Genomic DNA, 23,160 nt, shown 5'->3' on the forward strand with positions numbered 1-23,160 from the left:
CCTCGGCCGCCGGGTCCACCGACCCGGCGGCCACACCCCTGCCGCCGGCCGTGAGGTCGTCGGTCCTGAACAGAAAGACGAGACGACCGGTGGCACGATCGACACCCGTCAAGAAGGCGCTGCGCTCGCTCACCTGGTTGGTGATCATCATGGCTGCCCTGGCCGGCCTGAACACCGCCGCGTCGGTGCTCGCCGCCAACAGCAAGGACGACACCGACGAGTGGTTCGCCGGCGCGAGCTGGGTCCCCGAGTTGGCGCTCGACCTGCAGGGCGGCACGCAGCTGACCCTCGCGGCGCAGAACACCGAGGGCGGTTCCGTCACCTCGCAGCAGTTGAACCAGGCGGTCAACATCATCCGCCAGCGCATCAACGCGACCGGCGTCTCCGAGTCCCAGATCAACACGCAGGGCACGAACAACATCGTCGTGTCGATCCCCGGCAAGCCCGACAAGGCGACGATCGACCGGATCGAGGCGGCTGCGAAGCTGACCTTCCGACCGGTGCTCTACACCGAGGCGGCCACGAACACGGCGGTCGGCGGCAGCGATGGCGGGACCGCCTCGCCGACGCCGTACTCGCCGCCGGCATCGCTCGACGCGACCCCGAGCGCGAAGCCGACCAACGGCAGCGACCTGTCCCAGGTCACGCCGGCGCTGCAGGACCTGTACACGAACTACAACTGCGCGGCCCCGGACGACGTCACGACGGCGCCCGACGACGAGCCGCTCGTCACGTGCGACCAGGACGGCGCCGCGAAGTACATCCTCGGCCCCGTCGAGGTCTCCGGTTCGGGCATCAGCAACGCGACCTCGGGTCTCGCCACCGACTCCCAGGGCGCGACCACCGGGCAGTGGGCCGTCAACCTGACGTTCTCGGGCAAGAGCTCGGACGACTTCCGCGACGTCACGAGCCGCCTCGTCAAGCTCCCCGCGCCGCAGAACCAGTTCGCGATCGTGCTCGACGGCACCGTCATCACGGCGCCCGCCTCGAACGCGGCCATCACGAACGGCAAGGCGCAGATCACCGGCAACTTCACCGCCGAGTCGTCCAAGACCCTGGCCGACCAGCTGAAGTACGGCGCCCTGCCCATCAACTTCCAGGTGCAGTCGAACGAGAACATCTCGGCGACGCTCGGCACCGCGCAGCTCGTCGGCGGTCTCGTCGCCGGCCTGATCGGTCTGATCCTGGTCGTGATCTACTCGATCATCCAGTACCGGGCGCTCGCGTTCGTCACCGTGCTCTCGCTCGGCGTCGCGGCGGTGCTGACCTACCTCGTGATCGCGATCATGTCGTGGCGTGTCGACTACCGACTGTCACTCGCGGGCGTGGCCGGTCTCATCGTGGCCATCGGCATCACGGCGGACTCGTTCATCGTGTACTTCGAGCGCATCCGTGACGAGCTCCGCGACGGCCGTGGTCTCGAGAGCGCCGTGGAGTCGGGCTGGAAGCGCGCCCTCCGCACGATCCTGGCGTCGGACTCGATCAACTTCCTCGCCGCGGTCGTGCTCTACATCCTGGCCGTCAGCGACGTGAAGGGATTCGCGTTCACGCTGCTCCTCACCACCCTGATCGACGTCGTCGTGGTCGTGCTCTTCACGCACCCGATGATGCAGCTCATCGCCCGGAGCCGGTTCTTCGGCGAGGGACACAAGTTCAGCGGACTCGACCCGTCCGCCCTCGGCGCCGTCTACCGAGGCCGGGCGCAGTTCCGCGCCCCGGTCGTGGACGGCAAGCGCCAGCGCAGCGCGGGCGAGGCCCAGCGCCGCCAGACGATCGCAGAGCGGAAGGCCCAGCAGGCCTCCGGCGACAACGGCTCCACGCCGGACGGGAAGGACGACTGATGGCCAGCTTCAGCCAGTTCGGCAGCGACCTCTACACCGGGAAGCGTTCGTACGACATCGTCGGGCGCCGCAAGACCTGGTACCTGATCGCCCTCATCGCGATCGTCGTCTCGTTGGCGGTGCCGTGGCTCCGCGGCGGGTACCACCTCGGCATCGAGTTCACCGGCGGGTCCGAGTTCACGATCTCGAACGCGAAGGACCTCGACCAGTCGGTCGCCACCCGAACGGTCGAGTCGATCGTCCCCGAGGGCGTGCCGCGCGTCTCCCAGGTCGGCCAGGACGGTATCCGCGTCCAGACCGAGCAGTTGACGGACCGCGAGACCAGCGAGGTGCAGGACGCCCTGGCCGAGGCCTACGGCGTGTCGGACGACCAGGTCGCCTCGACGTACATCGGCGCGACCTGGGGAGCCGACGTGCTCGCGCAGGCGATCCGCGGTCTCGTCATCTTCCTCGCGCTGGCGGCCGTGGTGATGGCCGTCTACTTCCGCACGTGGAAGATGTCCGTGTCCGCCATGGTCGCGCTGCTGCACGACCTGCTCATCACCGCCGGCGTCTACGGCATCGTCGGGCTCGAGGTCACCCCCGCTGCCGTCATCGGCTTCCTGACCATCCTCGGGTACTCCCTGTACGACACCGTCGTGGTGTTCGACAAGGTGCGCGAGAACACGTCGCGGGAGTCGCACCGCACCTTCATGCAGTCGGTGAACCTCGCCGTGAACCAGACGCTCGTCCGGTCGATCAACACCTCGGTCGTGGCGCTGCTGCCGGTCGCGGCGATCCTCTTCATCGGGTCGTACGTGCTCGGCGCCGGCACCCTGCGGGACATCTCGCTGGCACTGTTCATCGGCATCATCGTCGGCACCTACTCGACGATCTTCATCGCGTCGCCGATGTACGCGCACCTCCGCGAGAACGAGCCCAAGGTCAAGGAGGCCGACGCGAAGAAGACGCGGGCGGCCGAGAAGCGCCAGCGCGAGGTCGACGCCGCGGCCGAGGTCGCCTGATGGCGGTCGAGGTGCACGACGTCGACGTGGCCGAGGCTCGACGTCGGCTCGACGGAGGCGCGCGGTTGTTCGACGTGCGCGAGCAGGGGGAGTGGGACGAGGTGCACGCCCCGGAGGCGACGCTCGTCCCGATGTCCGAGCTCGTGGCCCGCTGGCAGGAGATCGACGGCGGTGACCAGCCCGCCATCGTCGTCTGCCACTCCGGCGCCCGCTCCGCGCGGGTCGTCGCCGCCCTCGAGCAGTCCGGGGTGCCGGCAGTGAACCTGACCGGCGGCATGGTCGCCTGGGAGCAGGCGGGCGAGCCGGTCGTGCGCGCCGGATCGTTCGGCGACGCCCAGGGCGAACCGCGTCACGAGCACTGACCGGACGCGCGTAGGCTTGCCAGACCGTACCCGGACACCGGTCGCAGGAGGCGCATCATGACGGACACCCGTGAGTCCTCGTCGCAGGGTGCGCCCACGCCCGGCGCGAGCCGTCCCGGGTCCGCGCCGCGGCCCTCCAGTCCGCTGAACGCGACGACCACCGGCAACCTCGGTTCCCTGCGGTCGCTGCTGCCGCGCCTCTTCTCGCGGGCGCAGCCCGCAGGGGCGGTCGACACGCTCATCCGCACCGTCCGGTCGCACCACCCGAAGGCCGACGTCACCCTCATCGAGCGGGCGTACTCGGTGGCCGAACGCGCCCACGACGGTCAGAAGCGGAAGTCCGGCGAGCCGTACATCACCCACCCGGTCGCGGTCGCGCAGATCCTCGCCGACCTCGGGATCGGCACGATCACGATCGCCGCGGCGCTCCTGCACGACACGGTCGAGGACACCGACTACCAGCTCGACCAGCTCCGTGCCGACTTCGGCGACGAGATCGCGATGCTCGTCGACGGTGTCACCAAGCTCGACAAGGTCAAGTACGGCGACAGCGCGCAGGCCGAGACCGTGCGCAAGATGGTCATCGCGATGTCGAAGGACATCCGCGTCCTCGTCATCAAGCTCGCCGACCGCCTGCACAACGCGCGCACCTGGGGCTTCGTGGAGTCCGCGTCCGCCTCGCGCAAGGCCAAGGAGACGCTCGAGATCTACGCGCCCCTGGCGCACCGGCTCGGCATCCAGATGATCAAGCTGGAGCTCGAGGACCTGTCGTTCGCGGTCCTGCACCCGAAGCTGTACGTCGAGATCGACAGCCTGGTCAAGGAACGGCAGCCGAAGCGCGAGCAGTTCGTGCAGAACGTGATCGGCACGCTCAAGAAGGACCTGAAGGCCGCGAAGGTCCGCGGCGAGGTCATGGGCAGGCCGAAGCAGTACTACTCGATCTACCAGAAGATGATCGTGCGCGGGCGCGAGTTCGACGAGATCTACGACCTGGTCGGCATCCGCGTGCTCGTGCCGACCGTCCGCGACTGCTACGCGATGCTCGGCTCCGTGCACGCTCGGTGGACCCCGCTGCCCGGTCGCTTCAAGGACTACATCGCGACGCCGAAGTTCAACCTGTACCAGTCCCTGCACACGACGGTGCTCGGACCGCAGGGCCGTGCCGTGGAGATCCAGATCCGCACGCACGAGATGCACCAGCGTGCCGAGTTCGGTGTCGCGGCGCACTGGAAGTACAAGCAGCGTGCCCAGGGACGGGACGTCGACGCCTCCTCGACCACCGACGACCAGGACATGGCGTGGCTCGCCCACATCACCGACTGGCAGGCCGAGACGAGTGATCCGGGCGAGTTCCTCGACTCGCTCCGCTACGAGATCGGCGCCAAGGAGACGTACGTCTTCACCCCGCAGGGCAAGGTCATCGGCCTGCCCGCCGGTGCGACCCCGGTCGACTTCGCCTACGCGGTCCACACCGAGATCGGGCACCGCACGATGGGTGCCAAGGTAAACGGGCGCCTCGTCCCGCTCGAGAGCACGCTGTCGAGCGGTGACGTCGTCGAGATCTTCACCTCGAAGAACCCGGACTCCGGCCCGAGCCAGGACTGGCTGACGTTCGTCCGCAGCCCCCGTGCCCGCAACAAGATCAAGCAGTGGTTCACCAAGGAACGCCGCGAAGAGGCCATCGAGCAGGGCCGTGACGCGATCGCCCGGGCGATGCGCAAGCAGAACCTCCCGCTGCAGCGCATCATGAGCCAGGACTCCATCGCCGAGGTCGCCTCGTCGATGCGGTACGACGACGTCTCCGCGCTCTACGCGGCGGTGGGCGAGGGCCACGTGTCCACGCAGTCCGTCATCGAGAAGGTGCTCGGAAACGTGCAGACCGAGGCCGAGACGGACGAGCCCGAGCTCGCCTTCCCGCGACAGGTCACGAGCCGCCAGCTCCGGAACAGCGACAGCGGTGTGCTCGTCCGCGGCGCGCCCGACATCCTGGTGAAGCTCGCGAAGTGCTGCACGCCGGTGCCCGGCGACCAGATCGTGGGCTTCATCACCCGCGGTCAGGGCGTCTCCGTGCACCAGGCGTCGTGCACGAACGTGAAGTCACTGATGAACGAGCCCGACCGGATGATCGAGGTCGAGTGGGCCCCGTCGTCGAAGTCGGTGTTCCTCGTGCAGATCCAGATCGAGGCGCTCGACCGCTCCGGGCTGCTCAGCGACGTCACACGCGTCCTGACCGACCACCACGTGAACATCCTGTCCGCGACGGTGTCGACGTCCTCGGACCGCCTGGCGCTCAGCCGGTTCGTGTTCGAGATGGGCGACACGACGCACCTCGACCGGGTGCTGAACGCCGTGCGGCGGATCGACGCGGTCTACGACGTGTACCGGGTCAGCGCGGGCTGACCCCGGCGGGCGCCTGATCGGGTGACGCGGCGATCGCCTGGTCGAGACGCCGGGCCGCCTGCCGCACCATGGGGATCGTCCCGAGCGCTGCCAGGCGGCGCCGGACCTCGTCGACCCGCACCACCCCGATCGCCACGAGGCCGCGCAGGGCATCGCGCGCGGACGCGTCGAACGCGCCGGGGGCGCGGAGCAGGTCGACCGCGGTGCGCTCCGGCGAGGTCACCCGGATCGGGCCCACCAGCACGGTGTCCTCGGCGGGGAGCCGGACCTCGCGCAGCCGCACGTCGAGGTCGACACGGATGCGGACGGTCGGCGGGACACTCACCTCGACCGGCGAGGGCGGGCGCGACGTCGCACCCCAGATCCAGGCGGCGGACCGCCCGCTCGCCACCACACGCTCGTCGGGCACGCGCCACGCGTGCGCGGCGGCGCGGAGGGCGGGCGTCTGCGGTTCCGCGGGGGAGGCCCAGCACCACCCGACGGGGACGAGCTCGCCGGCGAGCACCGCAGCGCGGAGCTCCGTCTCCGGCCAGTCGTCGCTGGTCAGCAGGCGGGGCGTCGGCACCCGCTCATCCTGCCGGACGGACGATCACCGCGGTCGGCCCTGTGGAGAGGACGTCGGCCTCGGCGCTGCGTGCGTAGCCGTGATCGCGACCGCGGCCCCGCGCCCAGTACGAGCGCGCGCCCGTGAACGGGCACGTGTGCCCGGGTGCCCTGGTGCCCGCGTCGCGTCAGCGCAGCACGTCTGCGCGGTGGACGAGCGCTGCCGCCCCGATGAGCGGCCCGTCCTGGGACAGCGCGGTCGGCACGATCCGGACCTTCGTCACGAAGCCGAACTCGACCCGCTCGGCCACCGCCTCGCGGGCGTACTCGAACAGGTCCGGCGTCACGTGCGAGAAGCCGCCGCCGATCGCCACGACCTCGAGGTCCACCAGGCTGGTCGCCGCCGCGACGGCCTGTCCGAGCGCCCGCCCGCTCCGCCGGACCGCCGCCACCGCGATCTCGTCGCCGGCCGCGTACGCGGCGGAGAGCTCCTCGCCGGTGCTCCCGGCGAAGCCCTGTCGCTGCGCCCAGGCGACGGTCTTCGGCCCGCTGGCGACCGCCTCGAGACAGCCGGTACCGCCGCAGGCGCACGGGTCGTCGAAGCCGCCGCACTCGACGTGGCCGATGTGTCCGGCGTTGCCGGTGGGTCCGCTCACCGTGCGCCCGTGCAGGATGAGACCGCCGCCGACGCCCGTCGACACGATCATCCCCATGACGTGGTCCGAGCCCTGCGCCGCACCGACCCAGTGCTCGGCCAGGGTGATCGCGAGCCCGTCCATCCGGAGCGTCACCGGCACCCCCTCGGGGACCAGGGCCGCGACCCGGTCGCGGAGCGGCCACCCGCGCCACACCGGCATGTTCAGGGGCGAGACGAGGCCGTGCTCCTCGTCGACCGGACCGGCCGCGCCGACGCCCACGCCGACGAGCCGGGCGTCCGCCGGCAGCGTCGCGAGGGTCGCCGTCACGACCTGGTCGACCGCCGCCTGCAGCTCGTCCGCACTCCGCAACGGTCCGGTGGGCTGCCGGTGCCGGGTGCCGGGCAGGACGACGCCCTGGTCGGTGACGAGGGCCGCCTCGACCTTGGTGCCGCCGAGATCGACGGCCAGCGCGATCGCGGACGAGGGGGACAGGGGTGCGGTGCTGGACATGCGCGCTCCGATGCGGCGGTCTGGAGGCCCGGCTCACCGTGACGACGTGACCTCGCGTCGGTGCGAGCCGGCCCCGGCGGTGTGGTCGGGTCGGTCGTTGCTGGTCCGGGCCAGGGTGGGGCCGCTCGCGTGCGCGGGCGGCCGAGACGTCAGTAGGAGGAGGTGTCGTCGCCGAGTGCCGACGCGGTTCCGGTGGACGCCCGGTGTGCGACCTCGTCGAGGATGCGTGCCGAGGCGCTCGTGCCGATGCGGTCGGCACCCGCGCGGACCATCTCGAGCAGCGTGTCGAGGCCGCGGACGCCGCCGGATGCCTTGACACCCGTGTCGGGACCGACGGTGTCCCGCATCAGGCGGATGTGCTCGGCCGTCGCGCCGCCGCCGGCGAACCCGGTCGACGTCTTCACGAAGGCCGCGCCGGCGCGCTGGGCCGCTCGCGATGCGGCGACGATCTCGTCGTCGGTCAGGAACGCGGTCTCGAGGATGACCTTCACCACGGTGTCCCCGGTGGCATCGACGACCGCACGGACGTCCTGCTCCACCCGGTCCCAGTCACCGGAGCGCGCTGCGCCGACGTTCTGCACCAGGTCGAGCTCGAAGGCGCCGTCGGCCAGGGCCTGCAGCGACTCGGCGACCTTCGCGGCGGTGGTCGTGGTGCCGTGCGGGAACCCGATCACGGTGCCGACACCCACCCCGGTGCCCTGCAGGCGCTCCACGGCGTGCGCGACGTCGCTCGGACGGACGCAGACGCTGAAGACCCGGTGCGCCGCGGCCTCGTCGAGCTGCGCATCGACGTCGGCGCGGGTGAGCTCGGGCTTCAGGATCGCGTGGTCGATGAGGGCGCGCACGGCGTCGGCGCCGAGCTCGTGCTGGTCGGCCCGGTCCTGGTGTGCGGGGATCGCTGCGTTGTCCACCCGGAAAGCCTACCCGGAGGCGACGCGCGTACCGTGCCCTCCATGCAGGTCCTCGTCACCGGTGCGACCGGGTACATCGGCGGACGACTCGTGCCCCGCCTCCTCGAGGCCGGGCACGACGTCCGTGTCTTCGTCCGCACGCCGCGGAAGCTCCAGGACGTGCCCTGGCACGACGACGTCGAGGTCGCCGAGGGCGACCTGCAGGACGCCGAGGCAGTCCGGTCCGCCGTCCAGGGTGTCGGGGCCGTCTACTACCTCGCGCACGCGATGGGTGCCGACGGCGACTTCGAGCAGGCCGAGCGGGACGCCGTCGAGACGATGGCGCGCGAGGCCCACGACGCCGGTGTGCGCCGCTTCGTCTACCTGGGCGGACTGCACCCCGACGGCGAGCTGTCGAAGCACCTCCGGAGCCGGAAGGAGGTCGGGGACGTGCTCCTGGCCTCCGGCGTGCCGACGATCGCCTACCAGGCCGGTGTCGTGATCGGCTCGGGGAGCACCTCGTTCGAGATGATCCGCCACGTGACGGACGTCCTGCCCTGGATGCCGGCACCCCGCTGGGTCCGCAACCGCATCCAGCCGATCGCCGTCCGTGACGTCCTGTACTACCTCGTCGAGGCGCTCGGCATCCCCGCCGACGTCAACCGGACGTTCGACATCGGTGGTCCCGACGTCCTCAAGTACGGGCAGATGCTGAACGGCTACGCGGTCGAGGCGAAGCTGCCGCAGCGGCGCTTCACCGTGCTGCCCGTGCTGACCCCGGGTCTCTCCGCACACTGGTTCAACATCGTGACGCCGATCCCGCGGAAGCTCGCGACACCGATCATCGAGTCGCTCCAGTTCGAGTGCGTGCAACGCGAGCACGACATCGACCGGTACGTCCCGCGTCCGGAGGGCGGACTCACCTCCTACCGCCGTGCCGTCCGGCTGGCCCTGACGAAGATGCGGAAGGGCGAGGTGCAGACGAGCTGGCGCAGCGCCACGCTCTCCTCGACCCCGGCGGACCCGCTGCCGAGCGATCCGGAGTGGGCCGGGCACACCGTCTACGTCGACGACCGGAAGCGGCACTCGAGCGCGAGCGCGGACGACGTCTGGGGCGTCGTGGAGTCGATCGGCGGCGAGAACGGCTGGTACTCCTTCCCCCTGGCGTGGGTGGCGCGCGGCTGGATGGACAAGGTCGCCGGCGGGGTCGGCCTGAACCGCGGTCGACGCGACCCCCACCGCCTGGAGCAGGGCGATGCACTCGACTGGTGGCGGGTGGAGCGGCTCGAACGCGGGCGCTACCTGCGGCTCCGCGCCGAGTTCAAGTCGCCGGGACGCGCCTGGCTCGAGATGCGGGTCACCCCGAGCGACGACGGCGGCAGCGACTACCACCAGCGGGCGATCTACTTCCCCCAGGGGCTGCCCGGACGCCTGTACTGGTACGGCATCCTGCCCTTCCACGGCATCATCTTCCCCGGCATGGTCGAACGCATCACGGCGGCGGCCGAGCGCGAGTCGCAGCACACGGAGTCGACGGGGCGGAACTGGACCCAGCAGAATGGGCCGCAGGAACCGGTACACGAGGAGGCAGCATGACCACCGAACACCCCACCGTCCTGTTCCTGGGCGACAGCATCACCGAGCAGGGTTCCTGGGACCAGTGGCTCCCGGGCGAGCGCACGAGCAACCAGGGCGTCGGCGGCGACACCACCGACGGGGTGCTCGCGCGACTCGACGCCGTGATCGTCGAGCAGCCCGAGGTGATCGTGCTGCTCATCGGGACGAACGACTTCGGGAACCACCGGTCGAGCGTCGAGCACGTCGTCCGCGGCGTCGAGTCGATCCTGGTGACGCTCCGCCGCGAGCTCCCCGGCGTCCGTCTGCTGCTCGTGTCGATCCTGCCCCGCCAGGCCGACTGGTGCGCCAAGATCGAGGAGGCGAACCGGCACCTCCGTCAGTTCGTCGCCACCTGCCACGCCCAGTACCTCGACCTCTGGCCGGCCCTCGCGGAGGACGACCACCTCGCCGACCGCTACACCGAGGACGGCCTGCACCTCACCGCCGACGGCTACCGCGCGGTCGTCGACGAGCTCGTCCCGGCGCTCGAGCGCGTCCGCGGGCTGCCGCCGATGTCCCGTCCGATCCAGGCGATCGACCTCGAGGAGGCCGGCGCCTGATGGCACGGAAGGGTCGGCCCCCCGCAGGCTCGTCGCTGCAGGGGGTGCCGACGCACCGCCCCGACGAGCGCCCGGCGACCACCGCGGCGTCGGCCGACGGGATGCCGCCCTTCACGCGCCCGGCACTCGCGCCGTCGCTGCTCGCCGCGGTCGTCCTCATCGCCTTCGTCGCGGTCCTCGACTCCTCGGGCTTCGTCTTCGTCCGGTGGGGCGTGACGGTGCTCGCGCTGATCGTGCTCGTCTTCGCCGTCCGGGGCCGCTCCTGGTGGGCCGTCGCGCTCACGGCCGCGATCGCGGTGTGTTGGAACCCCGTCGTGATCGTGCCGATCCCCGGCCAGGTCTGGGCGGGCCTCCAGCTCGTCGCTGCCGCGGCCTTCATCCTGACCGGCATCGCCGTCAAGGTGCCGCGCGAGACGGACTCGGGGCGCGCCTCCCGACCGTGACCGCGCGGCGCTCGCGCGCGCCCGCCGGACGGTAGGATCGCAGGAGCCGGGCACAGGGCCCGGCTGACGCGATGCGAAGGGCATGGATGAGCCACGAGACCGAGCCGGCGACCGAGAGTCCTCTGCTGAACCCTCGACCGTCCTCCGGCGGTCTCGACCGACCTGACGTCGTCGTCCGCAAGGGACGCCTGACCCTGGTCAACGGGCACCTGACGCCCCAGCAGTCGATGATCGAGGACCTGTTGTTCCTCGACGACGCGCTCACCGCCGGCGACGTCGACCACCTGCTCATCCGCGGCAACGACCGACGTCCGGTCGTCGCGGTCGACGAGCGCGACCGGCAGCGTGCCGAGAGCGCGATCATGGCCGCCGCGGTCAACGAGCCGTTCTACGCGAAGCCGCCGGGACAGCCCGCCGTGCTCGTGCTCGACGATGGTCTCGGATCGGTGGACGAGCCGGTGCTCCGGCTCTTCCGACCCCGGCTCGAGCCGATGGGACGCCTCCGCTACGGCGCCGAGACGAGCGTGCAGCTCGAGTTCTGGCGCGTGACCGACACCGAGGTGCTCGCCCCCGTCGAGAACGCCCTGATGCGCCGCAGTCTCCCCGTCGAGGAGTTCGAGCTCGTCGACATCGAACGCTACGGCCGCACCTGGCGCACCGTCGAGCACATGTTCGACGACCACGTGTCGGACATCCGGTTCCCGATCGACATCGTCTTCTCGTGGGTCGACGGCAACGCGATCGAGTACCAGCGGGCACGTCAGGCCGCGCAGGCGAACGCCGTGCTGGGGGAGGGCGACGACGCTCCGGCGCGCTTCCGACAGATCGACGAGCTGAAGTACGCGCTGCGCTCCGTCCACACCTTCGCGCCGTGGATCCGCCAGATCTACATCGCCACGGACTCGCCGGCGCCCGCGTGGCTCGCCGACCACCCGAAGGTCCGGATCGTCCGGAGCGAGGAGTTCTTCGCAGACCCCTCGGTGCTCCCGACGCACAACTCGCAGGCCGTCGAGTCGCAGCTGCACCACATCCCGGGCATCAGCGAGCACTTCATCTACTCGAACGACGACATGTTCTTCGGGCGGATGGTCGAGCCCTCGGTGTTCTTCAGCCCGGGGTCGGTGTCGAAGTTCATCCTCGCGACCACCCGCATCGGGCTCGGGACGAACAACCCGGCACGGAGCGGGTTCGAGAACTCCGCCCGCGTCAACCGTCGCCTGCTGCAGCAGCGCTTCGGCGCGGTGACCACACGGCACCTCGAGCACGCGCCCACACCGCTGCGCGCCTCGATCATGACCGAGATGGAGCACGAGTTCGCAGACGAGTTCCGCGCGACGATGGCATCGCGGTTCCGCGCGGCCGAGAACATCTCCGTGACGAACTCCCTGTACCACTACTACGCGCTGCTCACCGGTCGGGCGATCGTGCAGGAGAACGCTCCGGTGCGCTACGTCGACACGACCATGCAGTCCGGGCTGAAGGCGCTGGAGGACCTGCTCAAGAAGCGGAACGTCGACTTCTTCTGCCTGAACGACGGGAGCTTCCCGGAGGTCTCCGACGACGAGCGCACCCGGCGCGTGACGGACTTCCTGGAGAAGTACTTCCCGTTCCCGGCGCCGTGGGAGCAGGACGCGCAGTAGCCCCCAGCGGACCGTCCGGCCCGGTCTCCCTCGTCGCGGCGAACGGGCCGATGACGGCACTGTCGGTGCGGCGGGCGGGCCAGCCCTGGCGCCTCCGACCGAGCGGGCCATTCCTGTCGCGCTCAGCGCGCGGGCGCGACGAGTCGTACCCGGCGGACGACCGGCGCGCGGCATGTCGTGCTCGCTCGGCGGGCAGGAGTGGCCTCAGCGACGGACGGGAGGCTCGGCGCGCGTCTAACAGGGACGTCACCCGCATCGCGGTGTGCGGCCTGCAGCGACGTCAGGCCGTCATCGGCGGACGGCCGTCAAGGACGGACAGCCGTCAAGGACGGACAGCCGTCAAGGACGGACAGCCGTCGAGGACGCACAGCCGTCAGCGGCGGACGGGGGAGGTGGGCACCGTGTCGAGGGTGAACACCGGGATGCTCGAGGTGACGGGCGCCGGCTCGACGGCCGGGGCGATGGTGATGCCGGCCGCCGCAAGACGTGCCTCCGTCTGCTCCGACGACACCGGCTCACCGACCGTGGAGTAGTGGCCGATCGGCACCACCGAGTGCACGACGTTGTTCCCGTACACGTGGACGAGGTTGAACGACTGCGCGCCGTCCTGCCCCCGGGTGCCGCCCTGGTACTCGGTGAGGTCCTGCGTGTAACAGGTGGCACTCGCAACGGACACGGGCACGCCCGCGAACACGGCGCTCGTCGAGTAGTGCAGGTGTCCGGCGATGATCGAGATGACGTCCGACCCCTCGATCACCTCCGCGAGGGCCGCCTGGTCGCGCAGTTCGACGAGGACGGCGAGGTCCTGCACGCTCGGCACGGGCGGGTGGTGCATGGCGAGGATCGTGCCGTGCGGCGCCGCCTCGGACAGCACCTCGGCGAGCCAGTCGAGCTGCGCGGGGGAGACCTCGCCGTGGTGTGCCCCCGGCACGCTCGTGTCGAGGGTGATCACGCGGAGGCCGTTCACGTCGTAGACGAAGTCGACCGGACGATCGGTCGGCTGCAGCCCGAAGAGCTCCTGGCGGAAGGCCCCGCGCTCGTCGTGGTTCCCCATGGCCCAGATGACCTGCGCGCCGATCCGGCGGGCAGCCGGCTCGACGATGTCGCGGATCCGGACGTAGGCACCGACCTCGCCCTTGTCGGCGACGTCGCCGGTGACGACGATGGCCTCCGGGTGGGTGCCGGAGGCCTCGATGTCGGCGACGATCGCCGAGAGCCGTGCTGCGGAGTCGACGTCGCCGTAGAGCGCGCCGTCACCCGCCACGAGGTGGGTGTCGCTGAGGTGGAGGAGGAAGTGGTTCGGCCTGGGGTGTTCGGCCGTCCGGCTGTCCATCGGTCTCTCGTTCCGTTGGCGGATGCGTGGTGCAACACGTTGCCACACCGTCGATGACGAGTCCAGCACGCCACTCTGAATGCACGGTGAACCGGGAGTGGCGAGTCTGCTTCGGAACAGGCGAACGAACGAGCCCCCCGACCATGGTGTGGTCGAGGGGCTCGTTCGTTCTTGCCGAGGAACCTAGTGGTTGGCTGCGCCCAGCGCGGGGGCCTGGGCCTGGTGGTCGCCCTCCAGCTCCGGGCCGTGGTGCGCGGCGTGCGCTGCCTCGAGCTCGGCCTTCGTGACCGGCGCAATGCGGTCCTCGAAGAAGAAGCGGGACAGGTTCGCACGGACCTTCTGCACCCCGGTGATCCGACCCTTGGCGTCCGGACGGACCATGAGCGGCTTGTACTCGTTGAACTGCAGGAGCTTCCAGCGCTCGTACTCGTCGAGCTGCTCGTGCACCTCGATGTACTCGCCGTGCGGAAGCCGGACGATGCGACCCGACTCGTAGCCGTGCAGGACGATCTCGCGGTCCTTCTTCTGCAGCGCCAGGCAGACGCGCTTCGTGATCCAGAAGGCGACGAACGGACCGAGGACCGTCGTGGCCTGGATGACGTGGATCACGTGCTCGATCGACACCATGAAGTGCGTCGCGATGATGTCCGACGAGGCAGCGGCCCAGAGCGACGCGTAGAGCGTGATGCCCGCGGCACCGAAGGCGGTGCGGGTCGGAGCGTTGCGCGGACGGTCGGCCAGGTGGTGCTCACGCTTGTCGCCCGTGACCCACGCCTCGAGGAACGGGTAGGCGAACATCGCGATGATGAGCGCCATGAGGACGGCGATCGGGACGAGGATGTTGAACGACACCGTGTAGCCGAACCACACGACCTCCCAGTGCGGCGGCACCAGACGCAGCGCACCGTCAGCGAAGCCGATGTACCAGTCGGGCTGGGTACCGGCGGACACAGGGGAGGGGTCGTACGGGCCGTAGTTCCAGATCGGGTTGATCGTGAACAGCGACGCGATGAGGGCGAGGATGCCCGCGACGATGAAGAAGAAGCCACCGGCCTTCGCGGCGAACGCCGGGAGGATCGGGACGCCGACGACGTTCTCGTTGGTCTTGCCGGGGCCCGCGAACTGCGTGTGCTTGTTGATGACGACGAGCACGAGGTGGACGCCGAGCACCGCGACGAGGATCGCCGGGAGCAGCAGGATGTGCAGCGTGTAGAGGCGGCCGACGATGTCGGTGCCCGGGAACTCGCCACCGAACAGCAGGTAGGCGATCCACACGCCGATCACCGGGACGCCCTCGATCATGCCGACGATGATGCGCAGGCCGTTGCCGGAGAGCAGGTCGTCGGGGAGCGAGTAGCCGGTGAAGCCCTCGGCCATGGCCAGGACCCAGAGCACGAAGCCGAAGACCCAGTTGAGCTCACGCGGCTTGCGGAAGGCACCGGTGAAGAACACACGGGCCATGTGCAGCATCACCGAGGCGACGAACAGCAGGGCGGCCCAGTGGTGGATCTGTCGGACGAACAGACCACCGCGGATGTCGAACGAGATGTTCAGGGTGGACTGCAGCGCGGTCGACATCTCGACGCCCTTGAGCGGGACGTACGAGCCGTTGTAGACGACCTCGGTCATCGACGCCTGGAAGAAGAACGTCAGGAAGGTCCCCGACAGCAGGACGACGACGAAGCTGTACAGCGCGACCTCGCCGAGCATGAAGCTCCAGTGGTCGGGGAAGATCTTGCGCCCGACCTCCTTCACCAGGCCCGAGATGCTCGTGCGCTCGTCGATGTAGTTGGCGGTGGCCCCGATGAGTCGGGACCCGCGCGTCGGCTCGGGCCGTGTGGCCGTGGCCGGCGCGCTCGTGGTGGTGGTGCTGGTCATCAGCGTTCACGCTCCCAGAAGGACGGTCCGACCGGCTCGTGGAAGTCGCTCTGTGCGACCAGGTAGCCGTCGTCGTCGATCGCGATCGGAAGTTGGGGGAGGGGACGTGCAGCCGGGCCGAAGATGACCTCGCAGTTGTTCGAGACGTCGAACGTCGACTGGTGGCACGGGCACAGCAGGTGGTGCGTCTGCTGCTCGTAGAGCGCGACCGGGCACCCGACGTGGGTGCAGATCTTGGAGTAGGCGACGATGCCGTCGTAGCCCCAGTCCTCGTGCCCCGCGGAGGGGTTGAGGTCCTTCGGGTCGAGACGCATGAGGAGGACGGAGGCCTTGGCCTTCTCCTCGAGCATGTGCTCGGAGTCGAGCATGCCGTCCGGGATGACGTGGAAGACCGAACCGATGGTGACGTCCGACGCCTTGATCGGCAGACCCGTCGGGTCCTTCGTCAGGCGCATGCCGGACTTCCAGAAGGTGTGGCGCAGGAGCTCGTTCGGGTCCTCCGCCGGGGCGAAGTCACGGACGAGGACGACACCGGGCAGCGGGAAGGCCACCAGGGCACCGATCATCGAGTTGCGGATCAGCTTGCGACGGCTGAACCCGGACTCCTTGTCGGCGAGCTGGAACGCCTCGACCGCCTTGGCACGGGTCGCGTCGGTGCCACGGGTGCTGTGACGCAGTTCCGTGATCTCGCGATCCACGACGAGCGACTTCGACCAGTAGACGGCGCCGAGGCCCAGCGCGAGCAGGGCCAGGGCGATCGCCAGACCGAGCCAGAGGTTGCCGGCACGGACCGTGCCGAAGTCCTCGGGGTCGATCGGGAAGGCGATGTACGCGGCGATCGCGAGGACGCTGCCCACGATGGACAGGTAGAAGAACGTGGCGACCTGACGCTCGGCCAGACGCTGCTTCTTCGGGTCGACATCGGTGCGGCGCGCGCGGTGCGGCGGCTCACCCGGGTTCTCGAACGGGTCCGCGGGGACGACCGCGATCCCGGCCGACGTGCTGGTCGCGCCGTGCTTCTCGACAGCCGAGGACGAGTTCACTGCCTCGTCGTCGTGCTCTGCCATGGTGTTCCCTTCAGTGTCGTTCGACACGGACGATCAGTTGGACTTCGCGGTCAGCCAGACGGTCATCGCGACGACCGCGCCGAGTCCGAAGATCCAGATGAACAGACCCTCTGCCACCGGGCCGAGGGAGCCGAGGGCGAACCCGCCCGGCGACTTGTTGTCCTGCACGTACTTGAGGTACGTGATGATGTCGGCCTTCTGCTCCGGCGTCAGGTTGAGGTCGTTGAAGACCGGCATGTTCTGCGGGCCCGTGACCATGGCCTCGTAGATGTGCTTGCCGGAGACCGACTGCAGGTTCGGGGCGTACTTGCCCTCGGTCAGCGCACCACCGGCGCCGGCCACGTTGTGGCACATCGCGCAGTTGATGCGGAAGAGCTCGGCACCCTCGGCAGCGTCACCGCCACCGTTCGTGAGGTCGGAGGAGGGGATCGACGGGCCGGGGCCGAGCGACGCGACGTAGGCGCCCATCGCGTCGATCTGCTCGTCCGTGAACTGGGCGGGCTTCTCCTCGGCCTGGGGGCCCTGCGCGGCCATCGGCATGCGACCGGTCCCGACCTGGAAGTCGACCGACGCGGCGCCGACACCGATGAGGGACGGGCCCTCGCCGGTGCCCTGCGCGTCGAGACCGTGGCAGGTGGCACAGTTCGAGGCGAAGAGCTTCTCGCCCTCGTTGACCTTGGACTGGCTGGACACCGCGGAGGTGGTGCTGTCGTCGGCGTTGGCCGTCGAGCTGAACAGCGCGTACGCACCGCCGGTGGTCATGAGACCGACGACGATGAGCGAGACGGTCGCCATCGGGGAACGGCGGCCCTTCTTGGACTTGCTTCTGGTGAACATGCGGTGGGGGGTGTCCAGTTCCTACTTGAGAAGGTAGATGACAGCGAAGAGGCCGATCCAGACCACGTCGACGAAGTGCCAGTAGTACGACACGACGATCGCGGTGGTCGCCTCCTTGTGCCCGAAGTTCTTGGCGGCGAAGCCGCGGCCGAGGGTCAGGAGGAAGGCGATGAGACCACCCGTGACGTGCAGGCCGTGGAAGCCGGTGGTCATGTAGAACGCGGAGCCGTAGGCGCTCGACGAGAGCGTCACGCCCTCGTGCCAGAGGTTCGCGTACTCGAAGATCTGGCCGCAGACGAAGATCGCGCCCATGCAGTACGTGACGAAGAACCACTCCGTCATGCCCCAGTCCTTCGGGTTCCAGCTCGTGCGGTGCACCTGGAAGCGCTCCGCGGCGAACACCGCGAACTGGCAGGCGAAGCTGGACAGCACCAGGATGATCGTGTTCACCGAGGCGAACGGCACCTCGAGCTTGGCGGTCTCGGTCGCCCAGAGCTCGGGCGAGGTGCTGCGCAGGGTGAAGTAGATCGCGAACAGGCCGGCGAAGAACATGACCTCGCTGCCCAGCCACACGATCGTCCCCACGGCAACGGCGTTCGGCCTGTTCAGGACCGGACCGCTGGCGGATCTGGAGAGAGGGGTGCTAGTCACGTCCTCCATTATGGCCGAAACCACTGACAGTGTTTTCGCAGGACACTGGCGGGTCGTTCGAACTCAGTACGATCGAGCCATGTCCCACGCACTCTCCTGGCCTGCAGTGATCAGCGCGCTCATGGCGCACGAGGACCTCTCGATCAGGCAGTCCACGTGGGCCATGGAGGAGATCGTCCAGGGACGTGCGACCGCCGCACAGATCGCGGCCTTCGCGGTCGCGCTCCGCGCCAAGGGGGAGACCGTCGACGAGGTCGTGGGCTTCCGCGACGCCATCCTCGACGCCGCCGTCCCGCTGGACGTCGACCCGATGGCGCTCGACATCGTGGGCACCGGCGGCGACGTCGTCGGCACCGTCAACGTCTCGACGATGGCCGCGATCGTCATCGCGGCCGCGGGCGTGCCGGTCGTCAAGCACGGCAACCGCGCGAGCTCGTCGAAGTCCGGCTCGAGCGACGTGCTCGCCGCGCTCGGACTCGACCTCACGATGGACGCCGCGCGTGTCGCGGACACCTTCCGGCGTGTCGGTCTGACGTTCGCGTTCGCGAGCGCGTTCCACCCCGGCTTCGCGCACGCGGCACCGGTCCGGCGCGAGATCGGGGTCCCGACGGTCTTCAACTTCCTCGGCCCGCTGGTGAACCCGGCACGGTGCGAGGCGAACGCCGTGGGCGTCGCACAGCTCGAGCTCGTCCCGATCATCACGGGCGTCTTCCAGACCCGCGGCGCGACGGCGCTCGTGTTCCGCGGTGACGACGGCCTCGACGAGCTGACCACGACGGGCCACTCCCACATCTGGGAGGTCACGGGCGGCCGCGTCACCGAGCACGACCTCGACCCGCGCGACCTCGGGATCGCCCGCGCGCGCACCGAGGACCTGCTCGGTGGCGACCCGGAGCACAACGCCGCCGTCGTGCACCGCGTGCTGGCGGGTGAGACCGGTCCGGTCCGCGACATCGTGCTGCTCAACGCCGCCGCCGGCCTGGTGTCCTTCCGCCTCGCCGAGGACCCCGAGCAGGCGGACCGACCGATCCTGCAGCGCTTCCGCGAGCAGCTCGCCGTCGCAGCCGAGGCCGTCGACTCCGGCGCCGCCGCGCGGAAGCTCGCCGACTGGGTCGGCGCCGCGCCGGCGGCCTGAGCAGCCCTGCGCGGGACGCCGGCGTCGGCGCGAGCCGCACCGGAGACGACGAGACGCCCCCGGATCCGGGGGCGTCTCGTCGTGCGGGCGGCGTCCCGTGGCGAGCAGGCGGACACGAGGGTCCCGCTCCGGACGCACCACCGCAACGGCCTGGAGGCGCGGCACCGGCCCGTGGGACCGGCACCGCGCCTCCAGGCGGTCACCTCGTCAGTGCGTCAGCGCACGTCCTCGTCGACCCAGTCGAAGGTCTTCGTGACGGCCTTCTTCCACAGGCGGAGCTGGCGGTCGCGCTCGGCGTCGTCGAGCTGCGGCTCCCAGCGCCGGTCCTCCTGCCAGTTGGCGCGGAGCTCGTCGAGGTTCGCCCAGAACCCGACGGCCAGACCGGCGGCGTACGCGGCTCCGAGGGCGGTGGTCTCCGCGACGACCGGACGGACGACCGGCACGTTGAGGATGTCCGCCTGGAACTGCATGAGCGCGTCGTTGGCCGTCATGCCACCGTCGACCTTGAGCTCGGTCAGGTCCACGCCGGAGTCCGCGTTCACGGCGTCGAGGACCTCGCGGGTCTGCAGCGCCGTCGCTTCGAGGGCGGCACGCGCGATGTGCCCCTTGTTGACGTAGCGGGTCAGGCCGACCAGGGCACCGCGGGCATCCGGTCGCCAGTACGGCGCGAACAGGCCCGAGAACGCCGGGACGAAGTACACGCCGCCGTTGTCCTCGACGGTCTTGGCGAGGGCCTCGACCTCCGGGGCGCTGCCGATGATGCCGAGGTTGTCGCGGAGCCACTGGATGAGCGAGCCCGTGACGGCGATCGACCCCTCGAGGGCGTAGTGCGTCTCCTGGTCGCCGAGCTTGTAGCCGACCGTGGTGAGCAGCCCGTTCTCCGACCGGACGATCTCCGTGCCCGTGTTGAAGATGAGGAAGTTGCCGGTGCCGTAGGTGTTCTTCGACTCGCCCTGGTCGAACGCGGCCTGACCGAAGGTCGCGGCCTGCTGGTCGCCGAGGATGCCGGCGATCGGGACCTCGCGGAGCAGGCTGGAGGACTCGACGTGGCCGTAGACCTCGGAGGAGCTGACGATCTCCGGGAGCATCGACTTCGGCACCCCGAAGTCGGCCAGGATGTCGTCGCGCCACTGGAGCGTCTCGAGGTCCATGAACAGCGTGCGGGACGCGTTCGTGACGTCGGTCTTGTGGACGCCGCCGTCGGTGCCACCCGTCAGGTTCCAGAGGACCCAGGTGTCGGTGGTGCCGAAGAGCAGGTCGCCCGCCTCGGCCTTCTCGCGCGCACCCTCGACGTTGTCGAGGATCCAGGCGATCTTGGTGCCGGCGAAGTACGTGGCGAGGGGCAGGCCGACGATCGCCTTGTAGCGGTCGGTGTCACCGTCGGCGAGCTTGTCGACGATCGACTGCGTGCGGGTGTCCTGCCAGACGATGGCGTTGTAGACGGCCTTGCCGGTGTTCTTGTCCCAGACCACGGCGGTCTCGCGCTGGTTGGTGATGCCGACCGCCGCGACGTCGTGGCGGGTGATGTCGGCGCGGGACAGGGCCTGGCCGATGACCTCACGGGTGTTGTCCCAGATCTCCGCCGGGTCGTGCTCGACCCAACCGGCACGCGGGAAGATCTGCTCGTGCTCCTTCTGGCCGACCGACTTGATCGAGCCGGAGTGGTCGAAGACGATGGCGCGCGTCGAGGTCGTGCCCTGGTCGATGGCGACGATGTAGTCGGCCATGGGTTCTCCTTGGGTTGCGTTCGGTGTGGTGGACGGGTGGTCGTCAGGAGACGACGGGGAGCAGGAAGGTCGAGGCACCGGCGGCGAGGGCACCACCGACGAGCGGGCCGACGACCGGGACCCAGGCGTAGGACCAGTCGCTGGAACCCTTGCCCTTGATCGGGAGGATCGCGTGGGCGATGCGCGGGCCGAGGTCACGCGCCGGGTTGATGGCGTAGCCGGTGGGGCCACCGAGCGAGACACCGATCGCGATCACGAGGAAGGCGACGGGGACGGCACCGAGCTCGGCCGGGGTCTTGCCGTTGGTGAAGGCGAGCACGACGAAGACGAGCACGAAGGTGCCGATGACCTCGGTGACGACGTTCCAGCCGTAGCTGCGGATGGCCGGGCCGGTGGAGAACACGCCGAGCTTGGCGGCGGCGTCGGGCTCCTCGTCGAAGTGCTGCTTGTACGCCAGCCAGACGATGACGGCACCGATGATCGCGCCGATGAGCTGGGCGATCCAGTAGAGGAACATCTCGCCGACGGTGATCTTGCCCAGCAGGGCGAGGCCGAGGCTCACGGCGGGGTTGAGCTGACCACCGGAGCTGTACGACACGGTGACGCCGGCGAAGACCGCGAAGCCCCAACCGATCGTGACCATGAGGAAGCCGGCGCCGAAGCCCTTGGACTTCGTGAGGGACACGGCGGCGACGACACCGCCACCGAGGATGATGAGCAACGCCGTGCCGACGAGCTCTGACATGAAATTGACGCCGATGCCGTCCATCGGTGACCTCCAGTGCGAGTGGTGGGGGTCCGGTGGCTGCTGCGTCCGGCACTCCCCGTCGAGTGATTGGGGCCGAGCATAGTGAGGCGGATCGTCGCGACGCGATCACGCAACGAGTCGAGTCCGCGAAACTGCACGAACGTGCACGAGCGGTGTGCGGTCCGGCATCCCGCACCGGGGCCCCGTGAGCATGGTCCTGCACGAACGTGCACCGGAGACGAACGGGCGGTCGCTGTAGGGTGAACGCACTCCGGTCGACGACGGCGGTGGGGATCCGCCCGCGGTCGACCCCCGTCCTCGTGGAGGTCCGTCATGAAGAAGCTCATCAACGATCCGCACGACGTCGTGACCGAGACCGTCCGTGGGTTCGCCCGCGCGCACGAGGGGCACGTCGTCCTGGTCGAGGACCCGATCCACCTGCACCGCGCCGACGCCCCCGTCCGCGGCAAGGTCGGCATCGTGAGCGGCGGCGGCAGCGGGCACGAGCCGCTCCACGCCGGGTTCATCGGCCACGGCATGCTCGACGCAGCCGTGCCGGGGCCGGTCTTCACCAGTCCGACCCCGGACCCCATCGTCGCCGCGACGAAGGCGGTGGACGGGGGAGCGGGCGTGCTCCACATCGTGAAGAACTACACCGGCGACGTCCTCAACTTCGAGACCGCGGCGGAGCTGGCCGAGCTGGAGGACATCCGCGTCGAGTCCGTCGTCGTCGACGACGACGTCGCCGTGCAGGACTCGCTCTACACGGCAGGACGCCGCGGCGTGGCCGGCACCGTCGTGGTCGAGAAGTGCGCCGGCGCCGCAGCCGAGCGCGGCGACGACCTCGACGCCGTCGCGGCGGTCGCCCGCCGCGTCAACGAGGTCACCCGGTCGATGGGCCTGGCCCTGGGCTCCGGCACCGTCCCGCACGCGGGGGAGCCGTCCTTCACGCTCGCGGACGACGAGGTCGAGCTCGGGATCGGCATCCACGGCGAGCCCGGCCGCGAGCGCATCCCGATGGCTCCGGCCGACCAGCTCGTCGACCGCGTGCTCGAACCGGTGCTCGCCGACCTCGACGCGCCTGCGGGCTCGCAGCTGCTGCTCCTCGTGAACGGGATGGGCGGGACCCCGCTGTCCGAGCTCTACATCGTCTACCGGCGCGCCGCCGAGGTCCTCACGGACCGTGGCCACCACGTCGCGCGTAGCGTGGTCGGCGACTACGTCACGTCCCTCGAGATGCCGGGCTTCTCGATCACCGTCACGGTGCTCGACGAGGAGCTCACGGCACTCTGGGACGCTCCGGTGGAGACCCCGGCGCTGCGCTGGGGTCGCTGAC

20 protein-coding genes are annotated in these 23,160 nt (G+C 69.9%); 10 read left to right on the top strand and 10 right to left on the bottom strand.

Annotated elements, in window-relative coordinates; genetic code table 11:
• The first annotated feature begins 89 nt into the window (after positions 1 to 89).
• From secD to M3666_RS13475, 4 genes are read left to right on the top strand one after another with little or no spacing between them, the layout of a single operon-like run.
• On the top strand, positions 90 to 1,841 hold the full coding sequence (secD, locus tag M3666_RS13460; RefSeq protein ID WP_209682595.1) for a protein translocase subunit SecD: 1,752 nt from the start codon (positions 90 to 92) through the stop codon (positions 1,839 to 1,841).
• A complete protein-coding gene (gene secF, locus M3666_RS13465) occupies positions 1,841 to 2,845 on the top strand; it encodes a protein translocase subunit SecF (RefSeq protein ID WP_251155482.1) in 1,005 nt (334 codons plus the stop codon). Before secD ends, secF begins: the two co-directional genes overlap by 1 nt.
• Positions 2,845 to 3,207: a rhodanese-like domain-containing protein gene (locus M3666_RS13470; RefSeq protein ID WP_081984848.1), complete on the top strand. Its 363-nt coding sequence runs from the start codon at positions 2,845 to 2,847 to the stop codon at positions 3,205 to 3,207. The genes secF and M3666_RS13470 overlap by 1 nt, the downstream gene beginning before the upstream one ends.
• A 57-nt stretch (positions 3,208 to 3,264) precedes the next feature.
• Positions 3,265 to 5,607, top strand: a complete 2,343-nt coding sequence (locus tag M3666_RS13475; protein ID WP_245171075.1) for a bifunctional (p)ppGpp synthetase/guanosine-3',5'-bis(diphosphate) 3'-pyrophosphohydrolase — start codon at positions 3,265 to 3,267, stop codon at positions 5,605 to 5,607.
• Here the strand turns inward: M3666_RS13475 and M3666_RS13480 are convergent.
• The 3 genes from M3666_RS13480 to deoC form a co-directional block, all read right to left on the bottom strand.
• Positions 5,594 to 6,172, bottom strand: a complete 579-nt coding sequence (locus M3666_RS13480; protein WP_251155483.1) for a type IV toxin-antitoxin system AbiEi family antitoxin — start codon at positions 6,170 to 6,172, stop codon at positions 5,594 to 5,596. The genes M3666_RS13475 and M3666_RS13480 overlap by 14 nt on opposite strands.
• Positions 6,173 to 6,338: 166 nt before the next feature.
• Entirely contained in the window at positions 6,339 to 7,298 is a 960-nt protein-coding gene (locus M3666_RS13485; RefSeq protein ID WP_066654306.1) for an ROK family protein, read from the bottom strand.
• 149 nt (positions 7,299 to 7,447) lie between these two features.
• On the bottom strand, positions 7,448 to 8,209 hold the full coding sequence (gene deoC / locus M3666_RS13490) for a deoxyribose-phosphate aldolase (protein ID WP_374109590.1): 762 nt from the start codon (positions 8,207 to 8,209) through the stop codon (positions 7,448 to 7,450).
• Positions 8,210 to 8,251: 42 nt separating this feature from the next.
• On the opposite strand from deoC, the gene M3666_RS13495 reads away from it, so the two are divergent.
• The 4 genes from M3666_RS13495 to M3666_RS13510 all read left to right on the top strand — a co-directional run bounded on the left by M3666_RS13495 (position 8,252) and on the right by M3666_RS13510 (position 12,448).
• A complete protein-coding gene (locus M3666_RS13495; protein WP_251155484.1) occupies positions 8,252 to 9,784 on the top strand; it encodes an SDR family oxidoreductase in 1,533 nt (510 codons plus the stop codon).
• A complete protein-coding gene (locus M3666_RS13500) occupies positions 9,781 to 10,365 on the top strand; it encodes a GDSL-type esterase/lipase family protein (RefSeq protein WP_066654309.1) in 585 nt (194 codons plus the stop codon). Before M3666_RS13495 ends, M3666_RS13500 begins: the two co-directional genes overlap by 4 nt.
• Positions 10,365 to 10,808 carry a DUF6804 family protein gene (locus tag M3666_RS13505; RefSeq protein ID WP_235426328.1) on the top strand — a complete coding sequence of 148 codons (444 nt, stop codon included), beginning with the start codon at positions 10,365 to 10,367 and terminating at the stop codon, positions 10,806 to 10,808. Before M3666_RS13500 ends, M3666_RS13505 begins: the two co-directional genes overlap by 1 nt.
• Positions 10,809 to 10,894: 86 nt before the next feature.
• Positions 10,895 to 12,448, top strand: a complete 1,554-nt coding sequence (locus tag M3666_RS13510) for a stealth conserved region 3 domain-containing protein (RefSeq protein ID WP_081984855.1) — start codon at positions 10,895 to 10,897, stop codon at positions 12,446 to 12,448.
• A gap of 373 nt (positions 12,449 to 12,821) precedes the next feature.
• Here M3666_RS13510 and M3666_RS13515 read toward each other — a convergent pair whose 3' ends face one another.
• From M3666_RS13515 to M3666_RS13535, 5 genes are all read right to left on the bottom strand, one after another.
• Complete coding sequence (locus tag M3666_RS13515) at positions 12,822 to 13,781, bottom strand: phosphodiesterase (RefSeq protein WP_251155485.1); 960 nt, start codon at positions 13,779 to 13,781, stop codon at positions 12,822 to 12,824.
• A 183-nt stretch (positions 13,782 to 13,964) separates the two neighbouring features.
• Complete coding sequence (locus M3666_RS13520; RefSeq protein WP_251155486.1) at positions 13,965 to 15,659, bottom strand: ubiquinol-cytochrome c reductase cytochrome b subunit; 1,695 nt, start codon at positions 15,657 to 15,659, stop codon at positions 13,965 to 13,967.
• Positions 15,659 to 16,726 (bottom strand): ubiquinol-cytochrome c reductase iron-sulfur subunit, encoded by a 1,068-nt coding sequence (locus M3666_RS13525; RefSeq protein ID WP_066654314.1) that lies wholly within the window; start codon positions 16,724 to 16,726, stop codon positions 15,659 to 15,661. Before M3666_RS13525 ends, M3666_RS13520 begins: the two co-directional genes overlap by 1 nt.
• Positions 16,727 to 16,759: 33 nt before the next feature.
• Positions 16,760 to 17,563, bottom strand: coding sequence for a cytochrome c (locus M3666_RS13530; protein ID WP_251155487.1), 804 nt, complete (start codon positions 17,561 to 17,563; stop codon positions 16,760 to 16,762).
• Between the two features lie 21 nt (positions 17,564 to 17,584).
• Complete coding sequence (locus M3666_RS13535; protein ID WP_058727853.1) at positions 17,585 to 18,223, bottom strand: heme-copper oxidase subunit III; 639 nt, start codon at positions 18,221 to 18,223, stop codon at positions 17,585 to 17,587.
• A gap of 70 nt (positions 18,224 to 18,293) precedes the next feature.
• On the opposite strand from M3666_RS13535, the gene trpD reads away from it, so the two are divergent.
• The gene (trpD, locus tag M3666_RS13540; RefSeq protein WP_066654317.1) at positions 18,294 to 19,349 is read left to right on the top strand and encodes an anthranilate phosphoribosyltransferase; all 1,056 of its coding nucleotides are present in this window, start codon (positions 18,294 to 18,296) and stop codon (positions 19,347 to 19,349) included.
• Between the two features lie 215 nt (positions 19,350 to 19,564).
• Here the strand turns inward: trpD and glpK are convergent, their stop codons facing one another.
• Both glpK and M3666_RS13550 read right to left on the bottom strand, forming a co-directional pair.
• The gene (gene glpK, locus M3666_RS13545) at positions 19,565 to 21,076 is read right to left on the bottom strand and encodes a glycerol kinase GlpK (RefSeq protein ID WP_251155488.1); all 1,512 of its coding nucleotides are present in this window, start codon (positions 21,074 to 21,076) and stop codon (positions 19,565 to 19,567) included.
• 43 nt (positions 21,077 to 21,119) lie between these two features.
• Positions 21,120 to 21,845, bottom strand: a complete 726-nt coding sequence (locus M3666_RS13550) for an MIP/aquaporin family protein (RefSeq protein WP_251155489.1) — start codon at positions 21,843 to 21,845, stop codon at positions 21,120 to 21,122.
• Between the two features lie 312 nt (positions 21,846 to 22,157).
• Between M3666_RS13550 and dhaK the strand changes: the two genes are divergently transcribed.
• A complete protein-coding gene (gene dhaK, locus M3666_RS13555) occupies positions 22,158 to 23,159 on the top strand; it encodes a dihydroxyacetone kinase subunit DhaK (RefSeq protein ID WP_066654323.1) in 1,002 nt (333 codons plus the stop codon).
• Position 23,160: the final 1 nt, after the last annotated feature.

This window comes from Curtobacterium sp. ODYSSEY 48 V2, assembly GCF_023712625.1.
Taxonomy (GTDB): domain Bacteria; phylum Actinomycetota; class Actinomycetes; order Actinomycetales; family Microbacteriaceae; genus Curtobacterium.

Excerpts from the sequence above, each read along its gene's own strand:
- secF (WP_251155482.1), top strand. The coding sequence starts at position 1,841 with ATGGCCAGCTTCAGCCAGTTCGGCAGCGACCTCTACACCGGGAAGCGT.
- M3666_RS13470 (WP_081984848.1), top strand. The coding sequence starts at position 2,845 with ATGGCGGTCGAGGTGCACGACGTCGACGTGGCCGAGGCTCGACGTCGG.
- M3666_RS13475 (WP_245171075.1), top strand. The coding sequence starts at position 3,265 with ATGACGGACACCCGTGAGTCCTCGTCGCAGGGTGCGCCCACGCCCGGC.
- M3666_RS13485 (WP_066654306.1), bottom strand. The coding sequence starts at position 7,298 with ATGTCCAGCACCGCACCCCTGTCCCCCTCGTCCGCGATCGCGCTGGCC.
- M3666_RS13495 (WP_251155484.1), top strand. The coding sequence starts at position 8,252 with ATGCAGGTCCTCGTCACCGGTGCGACCGGGTACATCGGCGGACGACTC.
- M3666_RS13500 (WP_066654309.1), top strand. The coding sequence starts at position 9,781 with ATGACCACCGAACACCCCACCGTCCTGTTCCTGGGCGACAGCATCACC.
- M3666_RS13505 (WP_235426328.1), top strand. The coding sequence starts at position 10,365 with ATGGCACGGAAGGGTCGGCCCCCCGCAGGCTCGTCGCTGCAGGGGGTG.
- M3666_RS13510 (WP_081984855.1), top strand. The coding sequence starts at position 10,895 with ATGAGCCACGAGACCGAGCCGGCGACCGAGAGTCCTCTGCTGAACCCT.
- M3666_RS13515 (WP_251155485.1), bottom strand. The coding sequence starts at position 13,781 with ATGGACAGCCGGACGGCCGAACACCCCAGGCCGAACCACTTCCTCCTC.
- M3666_RS13520 (WP_251155486.1), bottom strand. The coding sequence starts at position 15,659 with ATGACCAGCACCACCACCACGAGCGCGCCGGCCACGGCCACACGGCCC.
- M3666_RS13525 (WP_066654314.1), bottom strand. The coding sequence starts at position 16,726 with ATGGCAGAGCACGACGACGAGGCAGTGAACTCGTCCTCGGCTGTCGAG.
- M3666_RS13530 (WP_251155487.1), bottom strand. The coding sequence starts at position 17,563 with ATGTTCACCAGAAGCAAGTCCAAGAAGGGCCGCCGTTCCCCGATGGCG.
- M3666_RS13535 (WP_058727853.1), bottom strand. The coding sequence starts at position 18,223 with ATGGAGGACGTGACTAGCACCCCTCTCTCCAGATCCGCCAGCGGTCCG.
- trpD (WP_066654317.1), top strand. The coding sequence starts at position 18,294 with ATGTCCCACGCACTCTCCTGGCCTGCAGTGATCAGCGCGCTCATGGCG.
- glpK (WP_251155488.1), bottom strand. The coding sequence starts at position 21,076 with ATGGCCGACTACATCGTCGCCATCGACCAGGGCACGACCTCGACGCGC.
- M3666_RS13550 (WP_251155489.1), bottom strand. The coding sequence starts at position 21,845 with ATGGACGGCATCGGCGTCAATTTCATGTCAGAGCTCGTCGGCACGGCG.
- dhaK (WP_066654323.1), top strand. The coding sequence starts at position 22,158 with ATGAAGAAGCTCATCAACGATCCGCACGACGTCGTGACCGAGACCGTC.